This window comes from Actinomadura rubteroloni (assembly GCF_002911665.1).
GTDB lineage: Bacteria > Actinomycetota > Actinomycetes > Streptosporangiales > Streptosporangiaceae > Spirillospora > Spirillospora rubteroloni.
In genome coordinates this window covers 1,062,188-1,075,279 of sequence record NZ_MTBP01000001.1, presented here as the reverse complement: position 1 = coordinate 1,075,279, position 13,092 = coordinate 1,062,188, and the positions used below count along the sequence as shown (strand labels likewise).

The window sequence follows — 13,092 nt, the reverse complement described above, 5'->3', positions numbered from 1 at the left end:
GTGCTGACGGAGCGCACATGGTCACATGGGGAGGGTGACCGGCGTAGAAGTGCGCATGTTGCGCGGCATGGCGGAGTTCACGGACGTCCGCCGCCTCTTCGAGACCATCTGGCGGCCCGACCCGGGCGGCGACCCCGCCCCCGTCGAGCTGCTCGCGGCCCTCGCCCACACGGGCAACTACGTCGCGGGCGCGTACCGGGACGGACGGCTCGTCGGCGCGTCCGCCGGGTTCCTCGCGGACCCGCCCGGCACGACGCTGCACTCGCACGTCACCGGGACGATCGAACCCGGTGCCGGATTCGCGCTGAAAGTCCATCAGCGGGAGTGGGCGCTGGAGCGCGGGCTGACCCGGATCACCTGGACGTTCGACCCGCTCGTCCGGCGCAACGCCTATTTCAATCTGGGGAAACTCGCGGCGCGCGCCACCGAGTACCTGCCGTCCTTCTACGGACCGGTGCAGGACGCGATCAACCGGGGCGACGAGACCGACCGGCTGCTCGTGGAATGGCCGCTCGACGATCCGCGCGTCGCCGACGCCGTCCACGGGAGCCCGCCGGGCTGCCCGGTCCCGCCCGGGACGCCGGTGATCCTCGGCGAGCGCGTCGGGCTGCCCGCGCGCGGCCGGGACGGCTCGTCGGTACTGCTCGTCGCGATCCCCGACGACATCGAGGCGCTGCGCCGCACCGACCCGCTCGCCGCCCGCGCGTGGCGGCGGATGTTCCGCGAGGCGCTCGGCGGCCTGCTGGCCGAAGGCGGGCATGTCGCTGGAATCCATCACCGTTCGCACTATGTTGTGGAGCGTCCCTCCTCGCGGGAGGTCCGGTGAAGATCGAGGGCGTGGAGCTGCGCCGCGTGGCGCTGCCGCTCGCCCTCCCGTTCCGGACGTCGTTCGGCACCGAGACCGCGCGGGACGTGCTGCTCGTCCGCGTCGTCACGTCCGACGCGGAGGGCTGGGGCGAGTGCGTCGCGATGGCCGACCCGCTGTACTCGCCCGAGTACGTGGAGGGCGCGGCGGACGTGCTGCGCCGCTTCCTCGTCCCCGCCCTCCCCCGGACCGTGGACGCCCACGCCGCCGAGCGCGCGATGCTCCCGTTCAAGGGCCACCGGATGGCGAAGGCCGCGCTGGAGACGGCCGTGCTCGACGCCGAACTGCGCGCCGCCGGGACGTCCCTCGCCGCCTATCTCGGCGCGTCCGCGTCCCGGGTGCCGTGCGGCGTCTCCGTCGGGATCATGGACTCGGTGCCCGCGCTGCTCGACGCCGTCGCCGGATATGTCGCCGAGGGGTACGTCCGGGTCAAGCTGAAGATCGAGCCGGGCTGGGAGGTCGCGCCGGTGCGGGCCGTCCGGGAGCGGTTCGGCGACGACCTGCTGCTCCAGGTCGACGCCAACGCCGCGTTCACGCTCGCCGACGCGCCGCTGCTCGCCCGTCTCGACCCGTTCGACCTGCTGCTCATCGAACAGCCGCTCGCCGAGGACGACCTCGTCCAGCACGCCGCCCTCGCCCGCCGCCTGCGCACCCCGCTCTGCCTGGACGAAGCGATCGAGTCCGCCGCGCACGCCGCCGCCGCGATCTCGCTCGGGTCCTGTTCGGTCGTCAACGTCAAGCCCGGCCGGGTCGGCGGCTACCTGGAGGCGCGCCGCATCCACGACCTGTGCCGCGCGCACGGCCTCCCGGTCTGGTGCGGCGGCATGCTGGAGACCGGCGTCGGACGCGCCGCCAACCTCGCCCTGTCCGCCCTGCCCGGCTTCACCCTGCCCGGCGACACCTCCGCTTCCTCGCGCTACTTCACCGACGACATCACCGAGCCGTTCGTGCTGGACGACGGCCACCTCACCGTCCCGTCCGGCCCCGGCATCGGCGCCGCCCCCCGCCCCGACCGCCTCGCCGAAGTCACGACAGATTCCGAATGGATCCCGCTGTAGCGCGGCATACGTCGACGAAACCTTCCGTCGGGCAAGCTGTCGCGGAGCCGCCTGCCGGGCGGCGCCGGCGACGCTTTGGGGGGATCCGTGTCCGAACGCGAGGACGACAACGTCCGGCCCGACGGACCGCTGCGGCGGCTGCTGCACTGGTTCGTCCCGGGCGACGACCACGACGACTGGCTGGAGCCCGACCGCGACGACCCCGACGCCGACCCCGCGCGCGACCTGCCCGCGCCGTCCTGACCGTCAGCCCGCCGCGTCGTGCCGGGCCAGCCACGGCAGCGCGGCCGTGTCGGCGGGACCCACCTCCACCACGCGGTCGCCGTTCATGAGGACGCCGACGCCGTCCCCGTCGTCCCACGGGCAGGCGAACTCCAGCCCGACGTACGGCCTCCCGTCCCGTGCGAGCGGATGGACGGTCACGTGCGTCAGGTCCACCAGCGGCCGGACACCGGACGCCGGGTCCGGCGAGGGCAGGCCGCCCCCGCCGGGCGGGTAGGCGCGGACGTCCTCATAGGCCGTCAGCAGGTCCGGTTGGAGGGCTTCCCACATGCGCGGCAGCGCGTCGATCGTGTCCCGGACGGACGCGATCTCCCGCGCGGTGAGCGGCGAGTCGTCCCGGCCGCCCTCGGGGGCGTAGGCGAGCGTCACCGGCGCGTCGGCGGCGTTCCCGATCCCGTCGAGGACGATCGAGCCGCGATCGCCCGCGACGCGCAGGGTGGTGGTCCAGAAGAAGTCCTGCCAGACGAAGTCCATGACGCCCCTCTCCCGCGACAGCCGGCGACCGGCATCCTGCCAGCCGCCTCCGACATTTCCGGGACGGCCGCGTCAGTCGGCGATGTAGCGGTCCGGGTCGGCGGAGAAATTCGTCCCCGTCCATCTCCGCCGGTTCTCCATCGCGCGTTCGCGCTGCCGCCGGATCACGTACATTCCGGGCGCGATGCCGGACGCGCCGTGCTCGGGATGGATCAGGTACACGGGACGGGTCGCGCACAGCATTCCGAGAGTGAGGCGTTCGTGATCGGTGGCGTCGTCCGTCCAGTGACAGGTGCCGTGCTCGGCCGTCAGCGTGTGCGGGTTTCCGCCCGCCGCCCCGCGCAGCACCTCGATGCCCGCGTGCGGGACGGGACGCCACCGATCGTCGGTGGGCGGGATGACCGCGTCCGCTACGACGTCGAACGGGATGACGAGCAGGTCGCCCTGCGCCTGGAGGCCGTCCAGGACGGGGATCGCCACCTGCGTCTCCAGGTGGTCGAGGACGTCGAGCCCGGTGCGGGCGGTGAGTTCTGCCAGGTTCATGTGCATCACCTTGGGGGTCAGGTGCGGCGCTGGAGCCGCGCGTACTGGGAGGCGGTGAGGCCGTACGACCAGCCCGCCGCAGCGACGGGGTCGTCGATGTCACCGGGGACGCCGAGTCCGTAGCGGCGGCGGTGCCCGTCCCGTTCGACGGACCCGTTGACGGCGAGCAGCACGCGCGATGGTGCCGCGAGAAGCGACGGCGGCAGGCTGTAGAGCCGCAGTTCACAGCCCGGGTTCCCGGGATCGGACGCGGTGGAGACGAGCGTCAGGCCCGCTTGGTCGATGTAGACGTCCCATCCGATGCGTTCGATCGCGCAGCGCCGCACCTCGACGTTGACGGCCTGCCTGATGCGTTCGGGGGTGGGATCGGTCATCACCCAGTCGGGCACGCGGGTTCCGTGCCAGGCGTGGACGCCCCAGCCATCGGAGTACCGCACTGCGAAACCGTCGCCGTGATGGAGGCGCAGCACTCCGAGCTCGGAGCCCGGCACAGGCTCGGTATGGACTTCGACCGGACGTTCCGCGACGACGCACGTCCCGTCCCGGGGCCACCACCAGCCGCAGGAGCGGGCAACGGCGGCCCAGAGGTCGAGTTCGGCGTCCTCGCCGGGCGACGTCCGCAGCAGCCCGAGGCGGCGCCGGACGTCGAACGCCGTCAGCCACGCGGCGTCGTGCTGGCCGTACCAGGTGAACGAGCCCCCTGCCTGAGCGAACACCGCGCGCAGCGGCCCGCCGACGTTCTCGTGGACGGTCGCGCGGACGGCCTCGCCGAGCGCCCGATCCAGCACGTCATCGAGCGCGACGCGGGGATCGCCGCGCCGTTGAAGACCCTGCCGGTTCGGACGCCGGACGATCCGGTCGCGGAGCCGGTGCCGCAACTCCATCATCCGGTCGGCGAGCCGGACGGGCAGCGGGCCGTCTCCGCGCGGCGGCAGATTCCGCACGTCGATGCGGTCGTCATCGAGGTGCCCGATCGCGGCGCCGGGGGACGGCACCCAGACGAACCGGGGCGGCGGCGCGCCGAGCAGCCGGTACAGGCCGGTGATCGCCGCCTCGGCGGCGGGACGGTCGGCGGGTTCGGTGGACAGTGCGCGGCCCAGCCAGTCGTCGCGCGACGCGAGCGCCTGCTCCAGCAGGTCGGCCGGGCGGTCGTGAGCGGGGCTCACCGGAGGACTTCGCGGTCCGCCTTTCCAGAGATCATGCGGATCATGGTGACGGCCCCGCCGCACCGTGCGCAACCCTTATTTTCAGGGGCGCGGAATGTCCCCGTCGTCCGTGGACGGCTCGCCGAACTCGTCGCCGGGCGGCGTGTCCGGCACGGCGTGGCCCTGCGTACGACCGAAGCCGCTGCCGCCCGGACTGCCGCCTCCGGTCGTACCGAAGCCGCCTTCCATCCCCGCCGTATCAGCGTCGGCGTCCTCGCGGGAGATGCGGCGTGTGGCGCGGATGCCGGGCCTGCGGTTGCGGAAGCGGGGGTCGTCGGGATTGCTCGCCAGTTCTTCGGCCAGCTCACGGGCGGATCTGCGGTTGTCGTTCATGCGCCGCCCCCTACCCCCGTGACTCGGCGTTAACGCGGCGGCGCGCTCGGGTAGCGCAACCGTATGGAATACGAGGAAAGTCGCCGAATCCTGGCGGGCAGCGCGATCGTGTTCGACGTCGCCGCCGAACTGGGCTGGCTGCCCGAGGAGATCGAGACGCGCGAGATCGCCGACGACCTGGTCGAGGCGCACAGCCGCGACATCGGAGCGGACGCCGCCCACGCCGGCCTCCTGCGTCGCGTCCCCGACCAGCTCCGCCTGGAGTGGGGCCTGCGCGAACGTCCCGACTACGCGGGCTGGCTCCAGGTCAACGATCAGGCGGACGGGGCGAGCGAGGTCGTCGTCCACCTGTCCTTCCTCGGCGACGAACGCCCCGAGGCGCGCGGCGCCGCCCGCGCCGTCGACCGGACGAACCGGATGCTGCGCCGCTCGCTGGACCGCCTGGCCGACGAGGTGGCCCGCCGCGTCCCCCGCTAGCCTCCCCGCGCACCGCCCGGCCCCGCGCGAGCCAACCCGCGCACGCGAGCCAACCCGCGCAGGCGGGCTGAGTCGCGCAGGCGGGCTGAGGCGCGCGGCCGGGGTGGTTCAGTTGAGGCGGGCGAAGGCGGCGCGGGCGCGGCGTAGTTCGCGGAGGCGGCGTTCGTAGGTGGCGCCGACGGCGACCAGCAGTAGGCCCACGACCGTGATCGGGATCCAGCCCGGCACGTCCTGGAGGAGCGGCGCCAGGTAGCGGAGCGCGTCCAGGAGGAGGGCCGCGCCGCCGAGCGCCAGCGGGGCCTGGAGGCGGAAGCGGGCGCCCGCGAGGACGATCGCCGTCGCGCCGAGCGCCAGAAGTGCGGGCCGGACGGCGCCGTCGCCGGACCAGGACGCGAGCAGGCTCGGGACGAGCGTCCCGGCGAGCGCCGGGCCGTAGGCGAGCCAGGACGGGAGCTTCGGCCGCCGCAGGTGCCCGACGACGAGCAGCGCGAGCGAGACCGGCGCCGTGTACGCCTCCGGGACGGTCACGCCGGACGCGCCGAGCCGCACCCACCACGCCAGCGCGAGCAGCGCCGAGCCCGCGTACGCGGCGTCGCGCCGGGACGGACGCAGCGCCGCCGCCGTCGCGATGACACCGGCGGTCGCGAGCGCGCAGCTCAGCCACACCGGGTCGTCGGCCGTCATCGCGAGCGCCGCCGCGCCCGTGCCGGCGGCGGCGATCTCCGCCGGGACGCGGCCGAGCGCCGTCCCGGCGGCCGCCGCCGCGAGCACCGCGAACGCCGCGCCGTGCGCCGGAAGGCCCGCGGCGAGCCCCTGCGCCGCCGCGAACCCTCCGGCCGTCAGGACCGCGACCGCCTGCGCCGCCGGACGCAGCGGTGCGGACACCAGCGCAACGACAGCCGCCAGTGCGGTCAGCGCTGCAAGGACGCCGACCGTCCGCACCTCACCGGCGAGCGACGCCGTCACCGCCCACGCACCGAGCACGACGGCACCGATCCCCGCCGCGAGACGCGCGTCGTCCCGCCGCACGGCCCACGCCGCGAGCCCGGCCGCCACGCCGACCGCTACGAAGGGGCCGAGTTCGGTCCCCGGCAGCCCGACGGCGGCCAGCACGACCGCTGGAACGGCGACCGCCGGGAACCGCGCCCCGACGACCGCGAGGATGGCGAACGTCACCGGCCCTGCGGTGAGGGACGTGGCGAACAGGTCGCCGCTCTGCCACACGCCAGCGTCCAGAACCCGAAACGGCTGCCCTGCGGCGTCCAACGCGAGGTACAGCGCGAACGGCAGCCCCGTGGCTCCCATCGCCGACGCACCGATCACGAGCCACCGAACCCTGTCCGACAGCCGCCCGAGCATGTCGCGCGTCAGGACGGCGGTGCCGGCCACCGTGATGGCGGCGAGCAGCAGGGCGACGGGTGTCCAGGCGATCGGCGGATCCAGCCGCGCCGGGACGTCCGGCGGGTTGATCGCCACAGCCGTGAGCAGGGACGTGAGGGCCGCGCCGGTCGCCAGCGCCGCGCGGCGGTCCACGACGACGGCCCAGGCCGCCGCCACCGCGCCCGCCAGGGCGATGACCGCCGCGTGCTCCCCGGCGGCGTCGGTCCACGGGGTGTCGAGGGCGACGAGCAGGCCGGCGAGCGCGCCGACCGTGCCGAGCGTCCCGGCGGACGCGCCCGCCGCCGTCGCGACGCCCCGCGCGATGCTGCGGGTCGTGGTCCGGATCAGGAGGTCCGCCAGCGACAGGCCGAGCAGCGTCGCGGCCGTACCGACGAACGAACCGTCCAGCGCGTGGATAACGAACAGCGCGGGAATCTGCGCGAGGACCACGGCCGTGGGGGCGGCTGCCCGCAAGGGCGCGACGCGGGCGTAGGCCGTCCAGAGCAGGGCGACGACGGCGGACGCGCCGATGCCGTATCGGTCGGCCGATAGATCGCCCAGCCCCCCGACGTTCGATCCGTAGGCCGTCGCCGCGAGGACGCCGAGCAGCACCAGCCCGACGAACGCGACCGCCTCGGCCGTCGCCGCGAGCCCCCGCCGCGCCAGCGGCCACGCCAGCCCGAGCGCGATCCCCGTCAGCGTGCACAGGATCGCCGCGCGACCGAACAGCCCGAGTGCGTCCCACGTCAGCGCGGTGAACACCACCGCCGCGATGCCCAACGTGGCCGCACCGAGCCCCAGCAGGACGTTGCGGACCCCGACCCTAGGTACCTCGGGTCGGGGCGCGCGGGCACCGGGGGCGACGCCGTGCGTCCGGGCGTGGAGCGACGTCAGGAGGGCGTTGCGCTGCCGGACGAGGTCGGCGAGCGCGTACTCGATCCGCCACAGGGCGTCCGCGCCGGGCAGGCCGAGGTCGAGCCCGCACCTGCGGCAGGTCTCGGTGGGGGACGCCAGCGGCGCATGACATCCCGGGCAGAAGAGCGACATGCGTCCAGCGTCGGACGAACCAGAGGTCCCGGACATCCGCTCAGGTACTCAGATCGTCCCCCGAAAATGTCGGACCCCCCGCCTAGGCTGCGGAGCATGGACGAGAAGCGGGATGCGTGGGCGACGCTGCGCGCCGCCGGGTTCCTGCACGCCGCGCGGGAGGCCCACAAGGAGGCGACGCTCGCCGTGTTCGGCGGCATGAGCAGGTCCGCCGGGTTCAAGGAACGGTCGTTCGGGACCAGCTCGTTCGACGTCCTGGAGTCCTGGCTCGACCGCGTGTTCGGCATCGGCGACGACGAGCCGGGCCCGATCGTCCGCGACGACCTCAACAACTCGCCGGGCTGGCGCTGCGGCCGGTACCGCGTGCTGTTGAAAAGGCACCACCTCGGGGCCGTCCACGCGCTCCGCTGGGATCGCGACAGCCCCACCAAGCAGGCCGTGGCCCGCCAGGAGTTCGCCGACGACCCGCAGCTCGCCCTGGAGATCCCCGGCGTCCCGGCCGACACGCCCGGGATCGTCACGCTCGTCCTCGCCCACAGCGCCACGGAGGAGCCGCTGCAACTGGAGCTCTACCTGGGCCGTCCCCGGTTCAACGACGACGGCGGCGGCGCGTGGCACTGGGTCCGCGCGCTGGACGACGCGTCGCTCGGCGCCGATCCGCGCCGTAAGCTCGTCGAGCCCACCCTTCCGCTGTGGACGGACGACGCCGCGGACGTCGTCCTGCGGCGAAGGCGCGCGACGAGCACCGAAACGGCCTGGTGAACGAACGTTTTCCCACGTCCCGCCCCGCCGCCGCCCGTCGGCCGTTCGACGGTGAACGGCTGACGCTGGCGCGGCGGCTGCGCGGCCTGCGCAAGAACCAGCTCGCCCAGGCGGTCGGCACGACGCCCGCCGCGATCGGCCGCTTCGAGGCGGGCATCGCGCGTCCCCCGGACCCGGTGCCGGCCCGGCTCGCGGTGGCGCTCGGCGTCCCGGCCGAGTTCTTCGGCGGCGCGGCCGGTCCGCCGCGCGCGCTGGACTCGGCGCACTTCCGGTCGCTGCGCGCGACGACGCAGATCGAGCGCGACCAGGCCCTCGCCTACGGCCGCATCGCGGCGGACGTCGTGGCGGCGCTCGAGGAGGTCGTGGAGTTCCCGGCGGTGACGCTGCCGGAACGTCCCGTCCCGCCGGACGAGATCGGCGGACCGGGCCCGGCGGACGCGGCGCGGCGGGCGCGGGCGGCGCTGTGCCCGTCCCCGGGACCGGTCCCGCACGTGGTACGGCTGCTGGAGGCGGGCGGCGTGATCGTCGTGGTGCTGCCGCCGGTCGCCGAGCGGGTGGACGCGTTCAGCGTCGGAGCGCATCCGCGTCCGCTGGTGCTGTTCAACCCGGCCAAGGGCGACTACTGGCGCAACCGGTTCGACGGCGCGCACGAGCTGGGCCATCTCGTCATGCACGCGGACGCCGAGCCCGGCGAGAAGATCGTCGAGGACCAGGCGCAGCGGTTCGCGGCCGAGTTCCTCATGCCCGCCGACGAGATCGCGGGCGAGCTGCCCGCGTTCGCCGACTGGGACCGGCTCGCCGCGCTGAAGGCCCGCTGGGGCGTGAGCCTCGCGGCGCTGCTGTACCGGGCGCGGACGCTCGGTGTCATGCCCGAACCCGTCTACCGCGCGGCGATGGCGGGGATGGCGCGGCAGGGGATGCGGCGGCGGGAGCCGGGTCCGGCGCGTCCGCTGGAGGGGCCGACGATGCTGACGCGGGCGATCGAGATGTCCGGTCTGGACCGGGACGCGCTGGCCGTCCGCGCCGGGGTCCCCCGCCCTGACCTGGACCTTCTCGTCCCCGTCCGGTGAGCCGGATGTAACGCCGGTGTGATCGTCGTGCCCGATGATGGGCGGTATCGCAGAGACCGCGCGTAATCTCGGGCACCGACTGCCTCGGATTGCGTTGCTCCGCCTCGACAAGTGCGCGCGGTCTCGTGTCGGAGGACCGCCACATGTCCTACGAACTGACCGAACTGCACCGCGAGTCCCGGATGGGCGGGCTCGGCACCGAGATGGCGCGGGAGATCCGCCGGATCGACCTGTCGGACTTCGCGGCCCGGCGCGACGAGATCACCGAGCAGGTCTGGAACGCGGCCGTCGAGATCGGGTTCTTCCAGGTCGTCGCGCACGGGATCGACCTCGCGGACGTCCGGGAGGCGTTCGCGACGGCCGAGCGCTTCTTCGCCCTCCCGGACGCGACCAAAGCCCGCTATCCGCTCCGCAAGGGGCGCAACGCGGGCTGGGAGAGCCTGTCGCAGGTCCGGCCGTCCGTCGGGACGCCCGACCAGAAGGAGTCGTTCCAGATCACCCGTCCGCACATGGACGGCCTCTGGCCCTCCGACGAGTTCCGCACGACGCTCCTGCGCTTCGAAGCCCAGTGCCGGGACCTGGCGATGAAGCTGCTGTCCTGCTTCGCGACGCGCCTCGGGTTCGACGCGGACTTCTTCGCCCGCGCCCACGACCCGTCCGACCCGGGCTACCGCAGCACGCTGCGCCTGCTGCACTACTTCGCCGTGCCGCCGGACGCGACCGGCCTGTGGCGCGCGGGCGCGCACACCGACTTCGACTGCCTCACGCTGCTGTTCCAGCGGGACGGGCAGAGCGGCCTCCAGGTGTGCCCCGGCCGCGAGCGCGACGCCGGGACGTGGACGCCCGTCGAGGCCTCCGACGACGCCGTCACCTGCAACATCGGCGACATGCTCATGCGCTGGAGCGACGATCTGCTGCCGTCCAACTTCCACCGGGTGAAGAGTCCCGGGCCGGGCGAGGACCGGGGGCCGCGCCAGAGCATCGCGTTCTTCGCGCAGGCCAACGCCGACGTCGTGATCGAAGGCCCCGCCGGGCGCTATCCGCCGATCACCGCAGAGGAGTACCTGCGGCAGCGGATCGCGGCGAACTACCGGGGGACCTAGGCCAGCTTGACGGGCAGCCGCTCGGGACCCCGGACGAGCGTTCCCGACACGACGACCTCGTCCGGCGGCACGGCCAGCTCGACCGTCGTGAACCGCGCGGCGAGGGCGTCCAGGGCGGCGGCCAGTTGTGCGCGGGCCAGGTCGGCGTGCGGGCCGTCCGGGAAGGCGAGGCCGGGGGACGCGGCGGGACGATCCGGGTCGAACCGGTCGGGGTCGGGGAACACGTCCGGGTCGCGGTTGGCCCCGGCGGGCGACAGCAGGACCAGATCGCCGTCCGCGACCGTCACGTCCCCCCAGGTCAGCGGCCCGGTGGCCCGGCGCGGACGGACGGCCGCGGGCGGCTCCCAGCGCAGCGCCTCCGCCGGCGCGGCGGCCCGGTAGGCGGCGTCGGCGCGCACGCGCGCCCACCCGTCCGGTGCCGTCAGCACGCCGTGCAGCAGGTTCCCGATGCCGTGGCAGACGGCCTCGACGGGCAGCAGGAGCCGCACGAAGTCCACGATCTCCTCGTCCGCCGCGCCGGTGGCGACGAGCCGCGACAGCAGGTCGTCGCGCGGCTCGCCGCGCCGCTCGGCGATCGGCCCGGTGAGGCGCCGCGCGAACCGCTCGGCGCCGGCCGGGTCGGCGGCAAGCGACCGCAGTTCCGGCAGCGCCGACCCGCCGAGCCCGAGCAGCCGCGAGACGACCAGCGACGGGTACCGGGCGGCGAAGTCGGCGACGAGATCGGCGGCACCGTCCAGGTGCGCGACGAGCCCGTCCGCGAGCGACCGGATCAGCGCCCGCGGCGTCGCCGCGAGCACCGGGTCGAGCGGATGCGGCGCGGCGTACGGGCCGACGTCGGGACGCCCGTCCGGCGCGGTCAGCTCCGTCGCCGCCAGCCCGTCCGCGACGTCCGCGTACCGGGCGACGAGCCGCGCGGGCTCACCGCGGAACAACACGGGCACGGCCCGCCCCGCCGCCCGCGCCGCGGCCAGCAAGCCGTGCGGGTTCGCACCGGGATCCGCACCGAAGTCCACACCGTCGAACGCCATGCGATCGCCTCCGGCCCCGATCATGCAGCCGCGCCCCCCGGAAGGAAAGGCCCCCCGAGGGGTGACCTTTGACTCCACGCCCTGACCCGCCGATACGCTTTGGGGGACGGAGTTTGGCGAGGAGGGCCGGATGAGCGGGCGCGCACGACCGATCACGCTGGTGGGGACGGACGTTCTGCACCGGCCGTGCCGGGAGGTGACGGAGTTCGACGCCGCGCTCGCCGAGCTGACCGAGGACATGTTCGCGAGCATGTACGAGGCGAACGGCGTGGGGCTCGCCGCCAATCAGATCGGCGTTGACCTGCGGGTTTTCGTGTACGACTGCCCCGATGCCGATGATGTGGCGCAAAAAGGCGTCATCGTGAATCCGACGCTGGTGCTGCCCGAGGGCGACGCGCGGCGGCTGGACGACGGCGAGGAGGGCTGCCTGTCGGTGCCCGGGCCGCACGCGCGCGTCGCCCGTCCCGACCGCGCGACGTGCCACGGCTTCGACGTCACAGGCGCGCCGGTCAGCGTGGAGGGCACCGGGGTGCTCGCCCGGTGCCTCCAGCACGAGACCGACCACCTGGGCGGGAAGCTCTACATCGACCGTCTGTCCAAGCGGGAACGCAAGCGTGTCCTGGACGAGATGGAAGAGTTGCGCGCCGCGCGGCCGTAGTCAGCGCAGGTGGGCGTCGAGGCCGGTGAGTCCGGGCGCGACGTCCGGACGTAGCAGCAGGCCTTCGTAGTCGGCGCGCTCGGAGCGGAACGGGATCGGCGTCTCGTCGGCCAGCCCGGCGAGCCGGTCGCGGAGGCGCGCGGCGTGCCGGTCGGCGTCCTCGGGCGTGGCCTTGTCGGCGGCGGAGATCTCCAGCGGTGCCAGCACGTCCATGCCGGTGTAGAAGAAGACGCCGTGCAGCAGCGGCCATAGGACGTCCCGCAGCGCGCCGTGGACGCCGCGCGGCGCGAAGCCCGGCGCGGCCGACCCCGTCGTGACGACCGTGAACGCGCGCTTTCCGCTCAGCGGCCCGGCGCCGTAGCGCAGCGGACGGCCGTCCTCGGCGGGCACGCCGTACGCGAAGCCCTCCACTAGCACCCGGTCGAACCAGCCCTTCAGGATCGCGGGCGGACCGAACCACCAGAGCGGGAACTGCACGACGACCATGTCCGCCCACCGGAGTTTGTCCTGTTCCTCCCGGATGTCGGCGGCGAGCGTGCCGGACGCGTACGCGGCGGCCGAGTCGCGGCCGACGACGAGCCGGTCGGTCCCGGCGCCGAAGTCCGCCGCGCTGACGACCGGGTTCCACCCCATCGCGTACAGATCGGACTCGCGCAGCTCGTGTCCGAGGTCGGCGAGCGCCTTCCGGCCCGCGTCGCGCAGCGCGGCGTTGAGGGACCTCGGCTCGGGATGGGCGAAGAGCCACAGGATGCGCATGATCGTTCTCCTTCCGTCCCCGCCATCGTGCGCGGGCCGGACGGACGGCCG

At 74.3% G+C, this 13,092-nt stretch carries 15 protein-coding genes; 8 read left to right on the top strand and 7 right to left on the bottom strand.

What is annotated here, in order from left to right:
• The first annotated feature begins 67 nt into the window (after positions 1–67).
• The 3 genes from BTM25_RS04745 to BTM25_RS29475 all read left to right on the top strand — a co-directional run bounded on the left by BTM25_RS04745 (position 68) and on the right by BTM25_RS29475 (position 2,166).
• Positions 68–826 carry a GNAT family N-acetyltransferase gene (locus tag BTM25_RS04745; RefSeq protein WP_235828239.1) on the top strand — a complete coding sequence of 253 codons (759 nt, stop codon included), beginning with the start codon at positions 68–70 and terminating at the stop codon, positions 824–826.
• Positions 823–1,923, top strand: coding sequence for an o-succinylbenzoate synthase (gene menC / locus BTM25_RS04740; protein ID WP_103561508.1), 1,101 nt, complete (start codon positions 823–825; stop codon positions 1,921–1,923). Before BTM25_RS04745 ends, menC begins: the two co-directional genes overlap by 4 nt.
• Before the next feature lie 87 nt (positions 1,924–2,010).
• The gene (locus BTM25_RS29475; RefSeq protein WP_168212004.1) at positions 2,011–2,166 is read left to right on the top strand and encodes a hypothetical protein; all 156 of its coding nucleotides are present in this window, start codon (positions 2,011–2,013) and stop codon (positions 2,164–2,166) included.
• A gap of 3 nt (positions 2,167–2,169) precedes the next feature.
• Here BTM25_RS29475 and BTM25_RS04735 read toward each other — a convergent pair whose 3' ends face one another.
• From BTM25_RS04735 to BTM25_RS04720, 4 genes are all read right to left on the bottom strand, one after another.
• On the bottom strand, positions 2,170–2,679 hold the full coding sequence (locus BTM25_RS04735; protein WP_103561507.1) for a DUF6985 domain-containing protein: 510 nt from the start codon (positions 2,677–2,679) through the stop codon (positions 2,170–2,172).
• A gap of 72 nt (positions 2,680–2,751) precedes the next feature.
• Entirely contained in the window at positions 2,752–3,222 is a 471-nt protein-coding gene (locus BTM25_RS04730) for a hypothetical protein (protein WP_205647962.1), read from the bottom strand.
• A 17-nt stretch (positions 3,223–3,239) separates the two neighbouring features.
• A complete protein-coding gene (locus BTM25_RS04725; RefSeq protein ID WP_205647961.1) occupies positions 3,240–4,388 on the bottom strand; it encodes a DUF6745 domain-containing protein in 1,149 nt (382 codons plus the stop codon).
• An 81-nt stretch (positions 4,389–4,469) separates the two neighbouring features.
• On the bottom strand, positions 4,470–4,760 hold the full coding sequence (locus tag BTM25_RS04720) for a hypothetical protein (RefSeq protein WP_103561506.1): 291 nt from the start codon (positions 4,758–4,760) through the stop codon (positions 4,470–4,472).
• 63 nt (positions 4,761–4,823) lie between these two features.
• On the opposite strand from BTM25_RS04720, the gene BTM25_RS04715 reads away from it, so the two are divergent.
• On the top strand, positions 4,824–5,237 hold the full coding sequence (locus BTM25_RS04715; RefSeq protein ID WP_103561505.1) for a hypothetical protein: 414 nt from the start codon (positions 4,824–4,826) through the stop codon (positions 5,235–5,237).
• A 108-nt stretch (positions 5,238–5,345) separates the two neighbouring features.
• On the opposite strand, the gene BTM25_RS29050 is transcribed toward BTM25_RS04715, so the two are convergent.
• Positions 5,346–7,664 (bottom strand): SCO7613 C-terminal domain-containing membrane protein, encoded by a 2,319-nt coding sequence (locus BTM25_RS29050; protein ID WP_146058960.1) that lies wholly within the window; start codon positions 7,662–7,664, stop codon positions 5,346–5,348.
• A gap of 96 nt (positions 7,665–7,760) precedes the next feature.
• On the opposite strand from BTM25_RS29050, the gene BTM25_RS04705 reads away from it, so the two are divergent.
• The 3 genes from BTM25_RS04705 (at position 7,761) to BTM25_RS04695 (ending at position 10,599) form a co-directional block, all read left to right on the top strand.
• Complete coding sequence (locus tag BTM25_RS04705; protein ID WP_103561504.1) at positions 7,761–8,426, top strand: hypothetical protein; 666 nt, start codon at positions 7,761–7,763, stop codon at positions 8,424–8,426.
• Positions 8,357–9,496 (top strand): XRE family transcriptional regulator, encoded by a 1,140-nt coding sequence (locus BTM25_RS04700; RefSeq protein WP_235828237.1) that lies wholly within the window; start codon positions 8,357–8,359, stop codon positions 9,494–9,496. The genes BTM25_RS04705 and BTM25_RS04700 overlap by 70 nt, the downstream gene beginning before the upstream one ends.
• A gap of 143 nt (positions 9,497–9,639) precedes the next feature.
• Entirely contained in the window at positions 9,640–10,599 is a 960-nt protein-coding gene (locus tag BTM25_RS04695; protein WP_103561502.1) for an isopenicillin N synthase family dioxygenase, read from the top strand.
• Here the strand turns inward: BTM25_RS04695 and BTM25_RS04690 are convergent.
• Positions 10,596–11,627, bottom strand: a complete 1,032-nt coding sequence (locus tag BTM25_RS04690; RefSeq protein WP_103561501.1) for a cytochrome P450 — start codon at positions 11,625–11,627, stop codon at positions 10,596–10,598. The genes BTM25_RS04695 and BTM25_RS04690 overlap by 4 nt on opposite strands.
• Positions 11,628–11,757: 130 nt before the next feature.
• On the opposite strand from BTM25_RS04690, the gene def reads away from it, so the two are divergent.
• A complete protein-coding gene (gene def, locus BTM25_RS04685) occupies positions 11,758–12,285 on the top strand; it encodes a peptide deformylase (protein WP_103561500.1) in 528 nt (175 codons plus the stop codon).
• Here the strand turns inward: def and BTM25_RS04680 are convergent, their stop codons facing one another.
• A complete protein-coding gene (locus BTM25_RS04680; protein WP_103561499.1) occupies positions 12,286–13,041 on the bottom strand; it encodes an NAD(P)H-dependent oxidoreductase in 756 nt (251 codons plus the stop codon). It abuts the gene before it with no gap.
• Positions 13,042–13,092: the final 51 nt, after the last annotated feature.